Origin of the sequence: Burkholderia seminalis (genome assembly GCF_001718535.1) — a bacterium.
GTDB lineage: Bacteria > Pseudomonadota > Gammaproteobacteria > Burkholderiales > Burkholderiaceae > Burkholderia > Burkholderia seminalis.
The window spans coordinates 768,542-786,580 of the sequence record NZ_CP013398.1 but is presented as its reverse complement, the minus strand read 5'-3'; the positions used below and the strand labels follow the sequence as shown (position 1 = coordinate 786,580).

Below are 18,039 nucleotides of genomic sequence, written 5' to 3'. Positions count from 1 at the left end.
TCCGCACGGGGCAAGCCTTGACAAGACTACGGTCAAGGATCGGCACTCAATCTGCCGCTACCCCGGGCGTACGAAGCGCGAGACGCCGGAGCGATGCAACACGCGGCGGCCACGCCAACTGGCAATCGAATCGATCGAGCGAGAGATTCGGGCTATAAGCCGGATCGTTCGCGATCAGGTCATGCCAATGACGCCGCATGTAATCGATCTCCCGAGCGGCACGGGCCATCTTCTCGGCGGTATCGTCCTGCCCCCGCGTTGCGGATTCGTGGTGATACAGCACGGCGTGCGGTGTCCAGAGCACCGTATAGCCGGCTTGACGAACGCGCAGGCAAAAATCGACATCGTTGAATGCAACGGCGAGGTCGACCTCGTTCAAGCCACCCAGTTGCTGATACAACGACCGCCGAACGACAAGACATGCACCGGTGACCGCGGACAAGGACTGCGTCGTGACCGCACGTGCCTGATATCCCGGCTCGTCGCGTCCCAACCCGCGATGCAGGTGATCCGCGCAGCCGCTGAGCCCGACGATGACGCCCGCATGCTGAACGCTTCCGTTTGTATAGAGCAGCTTGACACCGACGACACCGACTTCCGGCCGTAACGCGTGCCCCATCACTTCATCGAGCCAGTCGCCATCGATGACTTCCACATCGTTATTGACGAGCGCGACGAACTCCCCGCTCGCCATTTCGACCGCACGATTGTTGAGGGCCGAATAATTGAACGGACGATCGTCCCGGAGGATGCGTACCCCGTGATCGACTGCAAGCCGCGCCATGTAGTCGAGCGTATCCGGGTCGTCCGATCCGTTATCGACAATGATGATTTCGAATGCTCGATAGTGCGTCTTGGTGATAATCGAATCGACGCAACGGCTAAGCAACGAAAACCCGTTGCGGGTAGGAATCACGAGCGTGACGAGCGGCGCCCGTTCGGGCACGGGGTACCGTACGTGATGGCCGTATGCCGTCGACGAAACAGTCGCTTGAATACCGGCCCGCGACAGGTGACGTACGACCGCAAGCCTGCGTGTATCGCGCGCGTCACGTCGGGCAACCGGGTCCTGAGTCGATCCGGGTTCGGCACGCTTGTGGTAAAGCACACGCGGAATGTGCAGGATCCGATCCTGAGTGGTATGCGGGAGACACCGCAGTGTCATGTCGTAACGCGACGCCACCCCGTGGCGATGATCCCGCCCGCCGGACAAAGTAAACACTTCGGTTCGGTAAACGCCAAGGCCGGAAAACAGATCAGACGAGAGCATCAGATCCTCGTCCCAGTCGCTCTTGAACCGTGGACTGTGCCGAACACCGTCGATGTCGATGCAGTCTTCGTCCGAATAGAGCAGATCGACATCGGGGCGCCGGTCGATCGCATCCGCCACGACGTAGAGACCATGTCGCGGCAGTACGTCATCCTGTCCGAAGAACACGACCCAGTTGCCACTTTCGGCAAGCGTGCGGTCAAGCGTCGAATGTACGTTTGCCAAAGCGTGATCCGGAATCACACGGATGCGCGCATCATCACGAAGGTCCCGCGGGATCAAATCGGTACGGTCGGCGCCGGGGCGTCGATCGACGATCAGAAGTTGCCAATTCGGGTAGATCTGCGCTGCAACCGAACGGATCGCCGTTTCCCAGTGCGGCGACGGCACATCGGACACCTCCATGCCGATCGCGAACACCGGGCTGGTGGCGAAGCGATGGAGACTATCCTGCATGATCTTGTACGTGTCGAGGCTTGGCGTATCGAAATGTCGAATCCAGTCCGGGTACCCAACCAGCAGCTCCGATTCCTCGAACAGGCAACAGTAGTCGCGCCACGCTTGCGCCATGTCGCCGCGCCCGCGACGGCTGTCCGCAAGATCGTAGTCATCGCCGCACGGCTTGTATCTCGGATGCAGCGCTTCGAGCTTGGTCATGATGCGCGAATGCGCAAACCGCGACGTGACCCGGGCAAGGCGGAACGTCTCGATGCGATCGGCAGACGGATCGTCGAAATCAATCTCGATCTCGATCTTTCCCCGCGCCGGGAGATGCACAAGCCGCTTGCTCACTTGCCGTGAGCCGAGCGCCATTGCAAGCGTTTCAGCCGACGGCCCGCCGGGCAGCCTTACCCGCGCTCGCAGCTGCGCCGCATGACTGCTCGTGCGTAGCTCGATCATGTACCAACCCGGCAGCAACCGGACGTCGACCAGATACACTCGGGTTCCCGGCCGATCCTCCGACGCGTGCATTTCGGCACTGGTTGAATCGACCAGGAACGGCATCCCCCACGTCAGGCGCAGGGCATTGAAGTCAAACATGGGCTTGCGCAGGAGGCGGCTCAAAAGTATTCGGCATCCTCGAAAGCAGGCGCCGCTGCATCCGTTTCGGATAACAGCGCGTCGCCCGATACCTTCGGCTTGAACAGCTTCACACCCGGAGTGGTGGTCGCAATTGCGTTCACCGGCCCGTTCCTTCCTTCAGAATGCCCTGCAGGTAGCGGCCATAGCCGTTTTTGCTGAGGGGTTGCGCGAGACGCTCCAACTGCTCGTCGTCGATGTAGCCAAACCGATAGGCAATCTCTTCGACACACGCAATCTTCAGCCCCTGCCGGTGCTCCATCGTCGCGATGAACTGCGAGGCCTCGAGCATCGAATCGTGCGTACCGGTATCAAGCCACGCAAAACCGCGCCCCATCGTCTGCACGTTGAGCAAACCATCCTTCAAATACAGCGCGTTGAGATCCGTGATCTCCAGTTCTCCACGCAAGGACGGCTTCAGCGATTTCGCAAACTCCACCACCTGCTCATCGTAGAAATAGAGTCCGGTCACCGCATAATGCGACTTCGGCACTTCGGGCTTTTCCTCGATACTGATTGCCTTGCCCGCCGAATCAAACTCGACAACACCGTATCGCTCCGGATCCTGTACATGGTAGGCGAAGACCTGGGCGCCGACGCTCTTGCTGACCGCGCTCTTCAACAGTCCGCCGAGATCGTGCCCATAGAAGATATTGTCGCCCAGAATCAGCGCCGAAGGATCGCCATCGATGAAGGACTCGCCCAACAGGAACGCCTGTGCGAGCCCGTCCGGACTGGCCTGCACCTTGTATTGCAGACGGATCCCCCACTGCGATCCGTCACCCAGCAACTGCTCGAATCGCGGCGTGTCCTGGGGCGTCGAAATGATCAGGATATCCTGGATCCCCGCTAGCATCAGCGTGCTCAACGGGTAATAGATCATTGGTTTGTCGTAGATCGGCAGCAGTTGCTTGCTGACTGCCTGTGTCGCCGGATAAAGGCGGGTACCCGACCCTCCGGCAAGAATAATGCCTTTGCGCTTCATGCTCGTTCTTCTTCCGTTTCAGTCGTGCAGTTGCTCGAATACGTCACCGTGCCATGTGGCAATCGAGACGGGCCTCCATGGGTCGCTTTGCGGGATGCTGAAACTCATGTGCCGCAACCGCCGCGATATCGCAAGTGCACAACGCCAGACCGACGCTACGCACTTCCGCAAACGCCGCGATGCGCATACTCGCGCCCGTTCCTCTCCCCTAATGCCGCGACTTGTCAGGCGAGGCGACTATTGTGCGTAGTGGCGGTCGATCCACGTACGATACTGGCCACTCGTGACGTTTTGCACCCACTGCTGATTCGTCAGGTACCACTCGACCGTCTTCCGGATACCCGTGTCGAAGGTTTCGGCGGGCTTCCAGCCGAGCTCGCGCTCGAGCTTTCGGGCATCGATTGCGTAACGCCGGTCATGGCCCGGCCGGTCCTGGACAAAGCTGATCTGCTCCGCATACGACTCGCCGTCATCGCGCGGCTGCAGTTCGTCGAGGATCGCGCAGATCGTCCGCACCACTTCGATGTTCGGCTTCTCGTTCCAGCCGCCGACGTTGTAGGTCTCGCCAGGCACACCATTCGCCAGAACCGCGCGGATCGCCGAGCAGTGATCCTTGACGTAGAGCCAGTCGCGAATCTGCTGGCCATCGCCGTAGATCGGAAGCCGCTTGCCGGCCAGCGCATTCAGGATGATCAGCGGAATCAGCTTCTCGGGAAAATGATAGGGACCGTAGTTGTTCGAACAATTGGTGGTCACCACCGGCAACCCGTACGTATGGTGCCAGGCGCGTACCAGATGATCCGATGCGGCCTTGCTCGCCGAATACGGGCTGTTCGGCTCGTACGTGTTGGTTTCGGTGAATGGTGGATCATCCGCACCGAGCGTGCCGAACACTTCGTCGGTAGAGACATGCAGGAAGCGAAACGCCTGGCGTTCGTCTGCCGCGAGGTCGGACCAGTAGGCACGCACTGCTTCGAGCAGATTGAAGGTCCCGACAACGTTTGTCTGAATGAAATCTCCCGGGCCGTGAATCGACCGGTCGACATGCGACTCGGCAGCAAAATTGATCACCGCACGCGGCCGATGCTCGGCGAGCAACCTTGAAACAAGGTGACAATCACCGATATCACCCCGGGCGAAATGATGCCGCGCATCGCCTTCCAGCGATTTCAGGGTGTCCAGGTTCCCCGCATAAGTCAACTTGTCGAGATTGACGACGGGTTCATCCGAACCGGCAAGCCAATCGAGGACAAAGTTTCCGCCGATGAACCCTGCGCCCCCCGTGATAAGCAACATACTCGCTACCTTTACTCATTTCAGAAAATTGATGTCCCGTGCGTGATTGCGAGGCATTCGCCGACATCGGACCCCGCCCCCGCCGCAATCACGCACCATGCTCACTCGGCCACGATGCCTCTGCCGCAGTAGAAATCGTCGAGCGCGAGAGACGAGAAAATTCGCTTTTCGTTGCTGGACAATCTCGCAACGAACCGCGAAAACAGTTCCTCACAACGCGCCTTGCTGATTTGCAGCGACCCAGACATGTCGTCGCGGAAACGAACCGCTTCCTTGACGAAATCCATGGCCCCCTGCTGCAACTCGTGCCGGCATTTCCGCCCTTGATCGATGTAGTCACCCGATTCACGAAACTCGACGGAATCGGTAGAGGCGTAACGAATCACCTGCTCGTCATCTGCACTGAGCATCTTTTCCAGCAGGAAGCTGTTCAGGAACATGAGCGGCGCGGTAGGCGCACGTTCGACACCCTCCGCGAAGCATCCTGCCGCCCGAACGCCGGCACCGGCCTCCAGCGACTGTCCCTTGGTATCGGTCATCAGATACAGGCCGTGCACCTTCTGATCGAGCAGCTTGATCAAATGCCGCTGGATGGTCGCGCCATAACCGACATCGACCACGGCGCCCCGGCTATCGGTATCGAGCCCCTTGTCGCGCAGATAAGCGACCGCGTTCGCACGCTCCAGCCCGGCCTGCTTGAGGATATGCGGCGTGATGAAGTGCAGGAAGGGGCGAATATGATCAATATCGTGATCCATGATCGTCAGCGGCTCGTGCCGCGCCCATACCTTCGCCCGTTCGCATTCGGCCCATTGCCGATCGTCCAGTACGGTGCCGAACCGTTCGTCCAGGAACATCGCCATGGACGCGCCATAGAAGTTGTTGGCAGCCGCGATGTCGAAGATGTCCTCGACCGTGCGAATGCAGGGCACGGTGACAGCCCGGCGAGAGATCAGCAGATATTCGCTGCGAACCGCTTGCTCCAGGCCGCCCTGCCAGCAATCGAAGACCTCTTTAAGGAACTTGCCCTCGCGCGCCAGGAAATACAGACGATCGAGGTTGTTGTCCCGCACCTGGCCACGCAACCATTCCGAAAACGCGACCACGATCGGACCGAGCAGGCTGTAGCCGATCGACCGTGCGCTCGAGCCGAACATGTCGTCGGCCGAGAAATCGGGATAACTGACAGGTCCGTAATTTTCCGACGCAAGCGTGCCGAACAGGAACTGATCGGCCGCCGGTGCCGTTTCCGCATCCGGGATCAGGTCGGTGAGTAGCGGCATCGCACGCATCATGTTGATCGGCTTGACGACGTGCGTTGCCCGGATGCCCATGTCCGCAGGGATCTGGAAATCCGATCGCTCGTTATCGCCGATCATCACCATCTGGTACGGCAAAATTTTCTCTTCTGCCAGAATATGCTCGTACAGCTTGCCGCTATCCTTGCGCACGCCGACTTCGGACGACAGATAAAGATGGTCCCAGCCGTCAACGCCGCAACGCCGCAGCATCTCTTCGATGACTGCCCGCGTCAGGAACATGTCGCTGGCCAGGATGACCTTCTTGCCCTTTTGAGCGGCGAATTTCAGGAGCGCCACCATTTCATGCCGCGGCCGGACCGACTTGATCTCGAGATCGATTTCCCGGTCAGGCGTCAGCGATTTCCGCTCCCCGCGGTCGTCGACAGCAAGGTGCCGGTAGATATCGTGGATGTCGACATCGCGTCCCTTGGCTTCCCGCGCCCGACCTTCGGCCTGCACGCGAAGCTCGCGGAAACCGGCGATCCCTTGCCGCGCATATTCGGCGTCCAGCAAACACTTGACGTAGTCGGCATCGAGAAATGGTCGGGTCAGCAGGGTGTCGAAAATGTCGAACGCAACGACCTTCACATCATCGCTTTCGATCATCGAGTGCAGATGCGCGAGCGGCCGGTCAATGTACTGATTGAGCCGCCAACGCGACCAGCTCGGCGTCCGCGTGTCACGAATGACACCGAGCTGGAAATTCCGGGACGTCGGAATAACACCCAGCATCCGTTCGATGCCGTGAGCCAGCGTTCCGTCGGTCTGCCCTTGTTCCGGCGGGAAATTGCTCCACTCCAGCCCCGCTTCCAGCAAAGGCCGCACGGCTTCCGTACACGCCCAGAACATCGATCCGGCCGGAAAATCGAAATACCCGTCTGGGAGCTTCTCCACTCCGAAACGCGGCGCCCACGCTCGCGCCACGCCCGAATTGGCCAACCAGGTATTGGCCATGTAGGGCAAGTTGTAGAAGCACTGCGGATAAATCATCCCGTAGCGACCGCTCTTGAGCGCGCGCAAGAACAGTGCGATTCTTTCCGGCTGCTCGAACAGCGAACCTAGCAGATACTCCCGCCAGCCGTCCGTCTTCCCGTTGTTGTACAACGACTTTTTCGTCTGGATGTGCGAAATGACGTCATATTTCGCCAGATCCTTGCCGAACTCGACAACGAACGGAGCGATGTCACGGCCGATATTGGGCACGACACGAACATCAACGCGGGCGGCATTCGGGATGGTCGCAAATACCTTCTCGACGGACTCGCGGGCCGCCTCGTTTGCCGTGGAAGCATAGAGATCGAACGAACACGGGATCCGGCTCAGGTACTGCGCGAACTCTCCGGCCAGATCCGCATAGTACATATGCGCGTGTACGGCCACGGACATGCCTTGAACCGCAGCCACGTCGATGCCGCCCGGGCCGACGAACTCCGCCGGCTGCGCGCGCACATGCCCGATATCCGGCCGATCCGAAAAATCGCCTTCATCGATTCTTTTCAGGAGATCTCTGGTTCCGGAATAATTTTCCGTGAAATAAGTAAAGTTGGCCGACGGCCGTCGGCCGATCCGGGCGCCTATCCACAAATAGTGATATGCCGGCTCGAGACCAATCCAGCCGACATCCGGATACTCCCGCAAATACCACTCGGCATCGAAATGCTTCCACCCGCGAATAGCGGCTACTTCTCTCTCATTGATAGTGTCGATCACAGTCGCACCCCTCTTTTAATAATGCGTCCCTCGTTGATGCCGTGATTGATGTAGTGCCGCAGAGGGTCTGCCCTGCCTTCCAGAACGTCGGGATAGGTAGCGACATAATCATCCGGATCGAACAAGCCTTGCTCTTTCAGCGAGACCTTCTGTCTCTTGTGGCTGAAATACGCCGGCAGCCAGGCGAGCGCTCGCGCCTTGCTGGAAGTCGAAAAACCTTTCGTCAACACCGAAATAACCCGGCATAACCATTCGATCTGCATCTTCAAGCCGGAAATTTGCTGATCGCGCTGTTGAATGTACTGATCGCGCTCCACAATGAGCCGCGTCAGCCCGCCGATCTCGCGAAAACGCTCGTGCAGGCGCTCTTCGCTTGTCGCCTTCTGCGCGGCAAGTTCCGCGAGCCGCGCTTCCAGAGCAAGCTGCATCTCCGTGGAGTCGGCGTGCTCCCTCGCGCGGTCCGACGTCATTGCCTGCAACTGCGTGCGCAATTCCGCGATATGGTGATCACGTTCGTGGATGTGTTGATCACGCTCCTGGATAAGCCGCGTCAGCCCGCCAATCTCACGGAATCTCTCCTGCAGGCGCTCGTCACTCGCTGCCTTTTGAACAGCAAGCTCCGCAAGCGCGGCCTCGAAAGCCCCCTGTCTCGCAGTCGCCTCTGCCCGCTCCGTCGCAAGCTCGGAAGTCAGCGCCTGCAGCTGCCCGCTCTGTTCGTCCAGATGCTCGTCATGCTCGCGAATCAGTTGTACCAATTCGCCGATCCGTTCCTGCAAGCGCACTTCGCTCGCCGTTTTCTGAGCGTCGAACTCGGCATGCTGGGCCTCCAAAGCACGCTGCAATACAGCAGAGCCGGCCTGCTCCTTCTCGAGTCTCTCCGTCAGCACCCGCAACTGATTGTCCTGATCCGCAAGATGCTGGTCGCGCGTCCGAACAAGCGTCGTCAATTCATCGATTCGCGTCTGCAAACCGGCTTCGCTCGATGCCTTCTCGGCCGCAAGTTCCGCCAACCGAGCCTCGAAAGAGCGCTGCGACGCCATGGCGTCGGCACGCTCCTTCTCAAGTTCCTCGGTCAGTGCCCGCAATTGACCGCCCTGCGTCTCGAGTTGCTGGTCGCGCTCCTGAAGAAACTGCGTCAGACCGCCAATCTGGATGTGCAAGTGCTTTTCGCTCGCCGCCTTCTGATCAGCCAGTTCCGCGAGACGCGCCTCGAAAGAGCGCTGGTGCGCGACAGCCCGCTCCGCGTCGTCACGTGCCTGACGCAGAAGACGCATGTCCTCTGTCGCTTCCATCGAATCGACAATCAGCGACGACCGCCAGTTGAGCGCATTGGTACAACGCACCTTGTTGTGGACGAAGTCCAGATTGAGCTCGGCATCGCACGGCCCGCGCCGGAACACGGCACAGAAATCGTTCCACGAATCAGCTTCCCGCTCTGCGACGAAGCTTTCCACGAGGGTCAACTCAAAGCCTTCGGTGCGCGCCAACTCTTCCAGTGCAAGCCCGGAATCCGGGTAGAAGCGCCAATAATCCTTCGGATAGCGGTGCACCGACCCATTGGAAGGCGCACTGACATAAACATGCCCACCCGGCTTCGCCTTCCGACACATCTCGATAAAGGTCCGCCAGAAGGCATTGTCATGTTCGAAGACCGATGACGCGATGACCAGATCAAAGTGATCGTCCGGTACGCCCCAATCGCTGATGCCGGTGATGACGACATCGACCCCGTCTCCCGCCACAAAATCCAGCCCGACATACTCGGCATTGCGCGGAGAATGATCTCGCAATGTGCCGTTGATGTTCTGCGCGCCGATCTCGAGTATCTTCGAAGGGATCGATGGCAAATAGGTATCCATGACCAGACCACCAATCTTATATGCAGTGTCATGCATACGCCGCTTCCTTATACATAGAGTTCACTCTCGCTTTATTTCAAAGCGACTCATAAAGTCGAATCGCGTCCTCAACAGTCTCGCAAGTCTTGAGCACGCCGTTTTCCAGAACCGCGGCATGAGTGCAGACATTGCGAATCAGATCCGTCTGGTGCGCAACGATGATCATGGCGCGATCACCCCGTTTTTCGAACAGCTCGACATTGCATTTCTGATGAAAACGGTGATCGCCGACCGACATGCCCTCGTCGATCAGGAAGCAATCGAATTCGATCGACATCGAAATGGCAAAAGCCAACCTCGAGGCCATCCCGGAAGAGTACGATTTGACCGGCTCGTCAAGATACGCACCGAGTTCGGCAAAATCCTCGACCAGATCAAGGGTCTTGCGATAATCGACGTCGTATATGCGGGCAATCAGCCGCACATTGTCCTTGCCGGTCAGGCTACCCTGGAACGTCCCGCCGAATGCCAGCGGCCACGATACCGACATCGTCTTGATGACCTCGCCGGAATGCGGTTTGTCCGACCCGCTGATAATGCGAATCAGAGTAGATTTTCCCGCTCCGTTGCGGCCGAGGATGCCCCACCGCTCGCCCGCCTGAACACGAAGGTTGACGCCTTTGAGCACTTCGCGATGCGATCGCCCGTGATGGATCGAATACCGTTTGGTGACATTACGCAGTTCAATCATGCCGGCCTCAACTCAGTTCAATTGCACGCGCCGGATGGCGATGTGCGCAATCGACAGAGCAAAGAGAGTAAAAAACAACAATACGGTTACCGTATAGCCAAGGTAGTACAGCGTAGGCATTCGGTCCCCGTAATATCCGTAATGGAAATACTCCACCGCGTCGACCAACGGAAAGTACGTCAGCAATTCCGCGAGCCGCGGCGGCAGGACGTATGTCGGAATGAAAACACCCGAAAAGGGGATCATCAGGTACAGGATGACGTGCGAGACGCGCTCCACCGCCTCGCTCAGCTCGGACAACGCCGCCATCGTCATGACGAAGTTGAACGAAAACCAGACGACCAAAAAATATCCGAGAATCATGCTGAGCGGATCAGCGGGAAGCTGGCAAATGCCGATCACCACCAATACCGTGTACAGCAGGAGAAACGAAGCGGTAGCGCCTGCAAATTCAAGAATGATGCGCGAGTACAGTATGTCGATCGGGCGGATCGGCTTGTGATGCAGCAACGAGCGATTATATTCGATGGCCTTGATTACCCGGCTGGCTGTATTTCGCCAGAACAGCAGGGTCGGATAGCTGACCGCCAAATATTCGGCAACCGAATACTTGGCCTTCGATTCCGTATGACTGAAAATAATCATCACACCGACAACAAACATCGCCGGCTCGGCCATCATCCACAATACGCCGAGCCCTTCGCGACCGAAACGCGTGATCATCTCGCGCATGACCAGCGCCCAGATCACGCGGATCTGAATGCGCGACTGCTCCCAAAATGTCGGCGGACGATAGTCAGCGGTCATAGTGTTCTTTCACTCCACCGATGACGATGGTCAACACGCCCCACAAGACAAGGCCAAGCAGGAAAGTGGCGAGAATGGCTCGCCCCCGGCGCGGGCTCATCGCATAGTCGGGCAGACTGGGTTCAGCAATACGCTCAAGGTAAAGCTGCTTGCGCTCGGCCTCGACGCGCGCCTGATCCAGCAAGGTGATGGCGCCTGCAAGGATTTTGTCGGCCACCTCCTTCTCCAGTGTCAGACGCTGGAATTCGGCGGCCTTGCTGGCCAGCGAAGCCCCTTGCGAACCCGCCACGCGCTGGCTCACCTGATCGATCGCCTGCTGCAGCAGCTTCGCGCGATCGCGCAGGGTCGGCAGTCCCGGATTGTTCGGCGACAATCGTTCCATTTGGGCAATCTGCACACGTGTGGCAATCAAATCGTCCTGAAGCTTTCCAACCTGCTGCAGCGGGATCGTGGACTGGCGCTCGGGGTCGATCACGCCCGCACTGTTCCGATAATGCGCCAATGCCAGCGTGGCGACCCGGTCACGTTCCTTTGCCACGTCAACATCGTGCTGGGCCGTATTGATCAAGTCTGCCCGGGCGCGCGTATTCATCTGATTGACGATCCGCTCACCCAGTTCCAGCAGGCGCTTGTTCATGCTCCATGCAAGATGGGGGTCGTATGCGTTGGTATTCAACGTCACGATCGAGGAATCGGTCTCGACCTTGGCATCGACGATATTCTTGCCGTAGTAAAGATAAAACTCTTCCAGGCTGCTGTTGAGCCCGAAGATAGAAAAACGATTAATAAAGTCAATCGATCCACTCTGAAACGCCGACTTGATGTGCTGTTCTTTATCCAGCACCATCATCGCATCACGAGAAAGAATGTATTTCTGAACCGTATAGGCATCGCCGTCTGATTGAGAAAATCCACCGACGCCTTTCAGCAATCCGCCCAACCCTGACGCACTGGACTGTTGCGGACTGCGAATCAGAAAACTGCTAACCGACGTATATTGATCGCTGGCAACAAGACCAAAATAAACAATCGAAGCAGCAGTAGGAATGACGACCGTTATCAAAAACAAACGGTTAATTCGCTTCAAAAATTTCATAATCACTTAAACGTCTGGACGCCAGACACGATCGGATAGGCTACGGAGAACACGAGGTTCAGCACTTTCTGCAGTTCTGCCACCGGCGCATTGGAGACGTAGAGAACGTCCCTGTTGTCCATCATGAAGCTCTGCGCCACGAAGAACGAATCCGGGTCTTTGAGGTTGATGTGATAGATGACCGGGACTTTGCCATTTGCCGTCGTTCGCACCGGCTGGTTGGGCCAATTGAGCGCCTGCTGATCCTCCAGCCGGAAGATGAACACGCCCTGCGCATCCGAACGCGAGTCTTGCAAGCCGCCTGCCCGCGCCAACGCCTGCGCCAGCGTGATGCCCTGCGCCTCGAAATTGATTTCCTCGTTCTTGCCGGTCGCACCGAACGCGGTGAAGCTGTAGGGCTGGAACAATGCCGTAACGACATCGCCCGCCCTGAGCGGGACATTCTGGCGCGGATCACGTATCACCGTCTCCAGGGGCTCGAGCGCAACCGTCTCGCCACGCGTCACCTGAATCATGATTTTGTTGATCGGCTGTTTAACGCCACCGGCCGCGGCAACCGCGTCGAGAACGCGCTCGCCGCGTGCGCTCAACTGCATGCGCGTGCTGCTCGATACGTCGCCCACCACCGTGACGTACGACGTTTCGTTACGCGCCAATTGCACCAGCACCTGCGGGTCGTGCGCGATATTCTTGAGGCGCGCTGCTACAAGCGCCTGCAACTGACTCGGCGTACGGCCCGACGCCTTGACGGCACCGACGAACGGCACGTGGATGTTGCCACTCCCGTCGATCACTTGCGTCGGCAGCTTGGTCAGCCGTGCGCCAGTCGGTAGACTGCTGGATGTCGGGGCGTCACTCGTGCCGCCGCCGAACAGCGTGGCAGGCGGCGCTTCCCAGATCGACACCTCCACCACGTCGCCCACGCCCAGCTGTTGCTGAAACGCCGAGTTATCGCCTAACGTTGCAGCGAAATCAGTGTTCTTGCGGCCGGCGTAGAGTTGCCGCGCAATCTGATCGGTCACATTGACGACCTGGATTCCTTGCGAACTGACCTGATTTGTGCCGCTACCACTAGCATTAATCTCGGAACGACTCGGCCCGGACGTGGGAATGGCCCCGCAAGCAGCCAGCCCAATGGCACCGCCGATGGCAGCAGCCAACCAAACACTGCGATTTAAACTCTGCATTTAACAATCCAGTCATTCAAAGGCCGCCGGATTTTACCGCACAATGTAAGATGTACCGGGGAATTCACCGGCGTGGAGCACCCGAATCGCCGACAGACACCCGTGGGGCTCCTTCGGTTTTTCGCCGCCCAGCGGCCCTGGCTTACAAGCAGCCAAATCCTTCGCCCGCCAAGGCGCGGGCCGATTTGGTGCAAACAGGCGCGGTCTCAAAAGTCCATTGCAGCCGCGCGCGACGGCGCGAGCGGATCGGTAAATCTGACATCAAGCTTCAATTGGGTTTGGCATGCTCGGCATTTGCACGGGTCAATAGACGCGTGCGCGATTTGTCCCGTCATCCGAGATGCCATAGAATTACCCGGCGGAATTGTTGCATGAGCCGTCAAGCTTCGGCAAACAGAAACATTTTTCATTTCCGCAAGCACAACCACATTGCACCCGCGTGACCAAAATACTTCTAGACGTCACTCGTCTTGCCACTCGCTTTTATGATGGCCTGATCCCCACCGGGGTAGACCGAGTCGGACTGGCCTACATCCGCCGGTATGGCGACCGCGCACGTGCAGTCCTGAGCGAACGTGGCTTTTCCACGGTTTTAACGGAAAAAGACTCGCAGAAGGCCTTCTCGCTGCTGCTGTCGTCGAGTCACGATCGATGGGCGCTGCGCAGAATTGTTGCTTCCGCGTTGCTGAACCAGCTTTATCCGCCACGATTCGATCGCGCAATTTTGTTGCATACCAGTCACAACGGGATGGAGTTCACCCGGTACTATCGGGCGATGGCGCAACGTAACGCGCGCTCGGTCTTCATGGTTCACGACCTCATTCCGTTGACGCACCCGGAGTACTGCCGCCCGGGTGTGGACGCGTCGCATCGCACCCGCATCCATACTGCGCTACGGCATGCGAGTGGCCTGATCAGCAATTCACAGGCGACTTACGACGAACTGGCGAACGAAGCGCGACAAGCGTCGCTGCCGCTTCCACCGGTCGTCGTCGCGCCGCTCGCCCCCGCGGTAGAGCCTCATCCGCCGAGCCCGCCGCCGATCGAGGCGCCTTATTTCGTGATGCTCAGCACGATCGAGCCGCGCAAGAACCACTGGTTCATCCTGCACGTATGGCGACGCCTGGTCGAGCAGATGGGCGACGCCGCCCCCAAGCTCGTCGTCATCGGCCGGCGCGGCTGGGAATGCGAGAACGTCGTCGACATGCTGGAGCGGTGCGCCACAATTCGCGGTGCGGTCATCGAGGAATCGGATTGCAGCGACGATCGGCTGCATGCGTGGTTGCAGCATGCGCGAGCGCTCGTGTTCCCGTCGTTCGCCGAAGGCTACGGCATGCCGCTCGTCGAGGCGTTGATGCTGGGCGTGCCGGTGCTCGCCAGCGACCTGCCGGTCTTTCACGAGATCGCGTCGGACATTCCCGACTATCTCGACCCGCTCGACGGGCCGGGATGGCTCTCCCGGATTCGCGCGTACGCCCGGCCGGACAGCGCCGAGCGAGCGAACCAGATCGCGCGGCTCGAATGCTTTCGAGCGCCGACGTGGGCCGAGCACTTTGAACGAATCGACGGCTTTCTCGAGTCGCTCCGCTAAATGATTCCGGCACCGACCGAATCTCAGATGACGCCCGAAATCAAGCCACCCGCCGCAACCGACATTGTGCCCGGCAAGCGCAGAAGCAAGTGGCCAACCGGAAAGTCGCCGTTCGTGTGGATCGATTCGTGGCTCGGCATCACGCTTGCCCGCACGTCGGCATCGCTCGGACGTACCGTCTGCCCGGTCTGTCCCGGCCCCGTCTTCGTTCGACATGCGCCGCCTCTTTCCTGGTTCCGCATTCCGCCGGATCTGGTCGCGCGCGGCGGGCTTGTCGCCGCACTCGACCGCGTGCTCCAGGCTTCGCCCGTCGCCGACGCGAACGCACGATGTCGCGATCTGATCCACCGAGTCCTCGATAGCGATGCGTTGCACGTTCGGCACCGGGTGGCCGAATTGCCGGACGCATGGCACGCATCCGGTCGCGACAGGCGCATCGTGCTGATCGACGAACGAGAAACGTCGCATGCCGATATCTGCACACCGGCAGGGCACCGCCGCGGAAACTTTGCTGCGATGGCAGATGCAGCACGTATTGCGCACCCCGGCGCCGACGTGTGGATCCTTCGCTCCGCCGACGCAGGCGCCGGCGATTGGTTGTCGAACAAAACACAACTGCCCGGGAATGCCGGAGTCCTCGACGCCGCACATTCGTTGAGGGACATCCTTCGACGGGTGGACGCCGTCTATGTCGTCGGCGCGTCCGAAGGGATGGCGGCGCTTCTGTCCAGCATCCCGGTCCATGTGTTCGGTACACCCTATTACGCCGGCTGGGGACTGACCCAGGATCGCACCACGATGGCGGAGCGGCGTGCGCGCCCGTCCGTGTTTGCGTTGTTCGATGCCGTGTTCCTGCAACTCGCGCATTACCTCGACCCGGCACGCGGCACCCGGGGCACGCTCGAAAACGCCCTCGACTGCATTGAGCTGCAGCATACCGTCGCCGCCCGCTACAGCGACCTCGGACGGGTTGCCGGCGTGCGCTTCCAGTGGTGGAAGCGGCCGTATGCGACGCCGTACCTGTCGGCAGGGGGCGGGACATTACGTTGGGTTGCGGATCCACGCGACACGCACAGCGACGAACATGCAGCGATATGGGGCGGACGTTCCGCCGAAGGCCTGCCGGACGGGGCAGCACACATCCGGATTGAAGACGGTTTCATCCATTCGACGGGACTCGGTTCCGACATGTCTCCGCCGTGCAGCCAGGTGATCGACCGCCGCGGCCTGTATTTCGACGCGAGTCGCCCGAGCGACCTGACCGTCATTCTCAACCAGGCGACGTTCAGCGAACCGGAATTGCGGCGCGCGGCAGCGCTACGGCAGACGATCGTGCAGTTCGGGCTCACGAAATACAATCTCGGCCGCCAAGCGCCGACATGGCGCATTCCGCATGACAAGCGCATTGTCCTCGTCGCGGGCCAGGTTGCGGACGATGCGTCGATCCGGCTGGGAACGGGCACGATAGCCACGTCGGAAGCCTTGTTGCAGGAAGTGCGTGCTCGCCGACCTGACGCATTCGTCATTTACAAGCCGCATCCGGACGTGCTGTCCGGCAATCGCGCCGGGCTCGTCGACGCAGCGCACCTCGCAGACGTCGTCGATGCGCACGCTGATCTCATTTCGCTGATCGACGTGGCGGATGAACTGCATACGCTGTCCTCACTCGCCGGCTTCGACGCGTTGATGCGCGGGAAAGAAGTCCATACCTACGGCTTGCCCTTTTACGCAGGCTGGGGACTGACGCATGATGCGCTGGACCAGCCGTGGCGCGAACGCCGACTGTCGCTCGACATGCTGACAGCGGGCGTGTTGCTGCGTTACGCGATCTATTGGGACTGGCAGCGCTCGCTGTTCACGACGCCCGAGGCAATCGTCCGGCAACTCGCGCCGAATGCGGCTCGACCGCTCGAGAAAATACGTGGCAACCGCGCTCGCCCGCTCGTCAAGGCGATACGCTGGACGCGCAATGCGATACGTTATGCCGGTTGGCAAGGGCGGCAATATTTTCGCGATCGAACGATGCGTTGACGGCACTCGATACTCGGTCGCCGAATCATCAGGTACAACCTGTTCGAGCCATTTCAGACGCCTTTGGCACGAGGCCGACACCCACCACGGGCAGCACGCACACGCGTCCTGCCCGTCTTTCATTTCGTCAAGCAACGTAAGACAGGTTGCCCGCCGCTCCCCGCTCAGGTTATAAAAGCGCCACCCATTCCGGTGCATGCGCCGCCCTTTCTACCCTTGACTTCGGAGAACGCATGATCGATCTCGCCACCGCCCAGCAATTCCTGATGACCCGCGGCCTCGACTTCGGCCTCAACCTCCTCGCCGCGATCGTCCTGTGGTTCGTCGGCCGCTGGGCGATCCGCATCGGTACCCGCCTGCTCGGCAAGGTCGTCCGCCGCAGCGGCAAGGTCGACCCGACGCTCACCGACTACCTGACCTCCGTCGTCGGCGTGTTGCTGACGATCCTGCTGATCCTCGCGATCCTGCAGATCTTCGGCGTGCAGACCACCTCGTTCGCCGCGCTGCTCGCCGGCCTCGGCCTCGCGATCGGCACGGCCTGGGGCGGCCTGCTCGCGCATTTCGCCGCCGGCGTGTTCATGCAGGTGCTGCGTCCGTTCAAGATCGGCGACGTGATCAGCGCGGGCGGCGTCACGGGCACCGTGAAGGAACTCGGCCTGTTCGGCACGACGATCATCACGCCCGACAACATCGTCACGATCGTCGGCAACAACAAGATCTTCTCGGACAACATCGCGAACTACAGCGCGACGTCGCACCGCCGCGTCGACCTGACCGCGAAGATCGCGAACAGCGTCGACGCCGTCGACGCGATCAACCGCCTGAAATCGTCGATCCAGCAGATCCCGAACGTGCTGACCAACCCGGCGCCGGACGTCGGCGTGCTGCAGTTCACGCCGGAAGGCCCGTTGCTGTTCGTACGCCCGTCCACGGCACCCGAGCACTACTGGCAGGTGTACTGCGACACCAACCGCGTGATCCTCGAGACGTTCCGCGACGCGCAATACCCGACGCCCGAAACGCCGGTCGCGCATCGCAACGCGTAACGGCATCGACGGACGAAAAAAAGCGTGGCACCGGCCACGCTTTTTTATTG

At 59.8% G+C, this 18,039-nt stretch carries 13 protein-coding genes; 3 read left to right on the top strand and 10 right to left on the bottom strand.

All coding sequences use genetic code 11. The features are described from left to right. Positions 1-46: 46 nt before the first annotated feature. From WJ12_RS03495 to WJ12_RS03455, 10 genes are all read right to left on the bottom strand, one after another. Entirely contained in the window at positions 47-2,335 is a 2,289-nt protein-coding gene (locus WJ12_RS03495) for a glycosyltransferase family 2 protein (RefSeq protein ID WP_059557308.1), read from the bottom strand. Then, a complete protein-coding gene (locus WJ12_RS37020) occupies positions 2,332-2,454 on the bottom strand; it encodes a hypothetical protein (protein WP_257786211.1) in 123 nt (40 codons plus the stop codon). The genes WJ12_RS03495 and WJ12_RS37020 overlap by 4 nt, the downstream gene beginning before the upstream one ends. Then, entirely contained in the window at positions 2,451-3,335 is an 885-nt protein-coding gene (gene rfbA, locus WJ12_RS03490) for a glucose-1-phosphate thymidylyltransferase RfbA (protein WP_034187192.1), read from the bottom strand. The genes WJ12_RS37020 and rfbA overlap by 4 nt, the downstream gene beginning before the upstream one ends. A 237-nt stretch (positions 3,336-3,572) precedes the next feature. Continuing rightward, positions 3,573-4,631, bottom strand: a complete 1,059-nt coding sequence (gene rfbB, locus WJ12_RS03485; RefSeq protein ID WP_034187190.1) for a dTDP-glucose 4,6-dehydratase — start codon at positions 4,629-4,631, stop codon at positions 3,573-3,575. Between the two features lie 101 nt (positions 4,632-4,732). Continuing rightward, on the bottom strand, positions 4,733-7,642 hold the full coding sequence (locus tag WJ12_RS03480; RefSeq protein WP_034187189.1) for a rhamnan synthesis F family protein: 2,910 nt from the start codon (positions 7,640-7,642) through the stop codon (positions 4,733-4,735). Beyond that, complete coding sequence (locus tag WJ12_RS03475; RefSeq protein ID WP_059557310.1) at positions 7,639-9,501, bottom strand: methyltransferase domain-containing protein; 1,863 nt, start codon at positions 9,499-9,501, stop codon at positions 7,639-7,641. The genes WJ12_RS03480 and WJ12_RS03475 overlap by 4 nt, the downstream gene beginning before the upstream one ends. A gap of 76 nt (positions 9,502-9,577) precedes the next feature. Beyond that, positions 9,578-10,231 (bottom strand): ABC transporter ATP-binding protein, encoded by a 654-nt coding sequence (locus tag WJ12_RS03470; RefSeq protein ID WP_034187188.1) that lies wholly within the window; start codon positions 10,229-10,231, stop codon positions 9,578-9,580. Between the two features lie 12 nt (positions 10,232-10,243). Beyond that, the gene (locus tag WJ12_RS03465; RefSeq protein ID WP_034187187.1) at positions 10,244-11,038 is read right to left on the bottom strand and encodes an ABC transporter permease; all 795 of its coding nucleotides are present in this window, start codon (positions 11,036-11,038) and stop codon (positions 10,244-10,246) included. After that, entirely contained in the window at positions 11,028-12,134 is a 1,107-nt protein-coding gene (locus WJ12_RS03460) for a KpsE/RkpR family capsule polysaccharide export protein (RefSeq protein WP_034187186.1), read from the bottom strand. The genes WJ12_RS03465 and WJ12_RS03460 overlap by 11 nt, the downstream gene beginning before the upstream one ends. Positions 12,135-12,136: 2 nt before the next feature. Next, positions 12,137-13,321 carry a polysaccharide biosynthesis/export family protein gene (locus WJ12_RS03455; protein ID WP_034187185.1) on the bottom strand — a complete coding sequence of 395 codons (1,185 nt, stop codon included), beginning with the start codon at positions 13,319-13,321 and terminating at the stop codon, positions 12,137-12,139. A gap of 439 nt (positions 13,322-13,760) precedes the next feature. Between WJ12_RS03455 and WJ12_RS03450 the strand changes: the two genes are divergently transcribed. The 3 genes from WJ12_RS03450 (at position 13,761) to WJ12_RS03440 (ending at position 17,989) form a co-directional block, all read left to right on the top strand. Next, positions 13,761-14,912 (top strand): glycosyltransferase family 4 protein, encoded by a 1,152-nt coding sequence (locus tag WJ12_RS03450; protein WP_049034365.1) that lies wholly within the window; start codon positions 13,761-13,763, stop codon positions 14,910-14,912. A 27-nt stretch (positions 14,913-14,939) separates the two neighbouring features. Beyond that, positions 14,940-16,943 carry a capsular polysaccharide biosynthesis protein gene (locus WJ12_RS03445; RefSeq protein ID WP_059557369.1) on the top strand — a complete coding sequence of 668 codons (2,004 nt, stop codon included), beginning with the start codon at positions 14,940-14,942 and terminating at the stop codon, positions 16,941-16,943. Between the two features lie 233 nt (positions 16,944-17,176). Next, on the top strand, positions 17,177-17,989 hold the full coding sequence (locus WJ12_RS03440) for a mechanosensitive ion channel family protein (protein ID WP_034187183.1): 813 nt from the start codon (positions 17,177-17,179) through the stop codon (positions 17,987-17,989). Positions 17,990-18,039 lie beyond the last annotated feature (50 nt).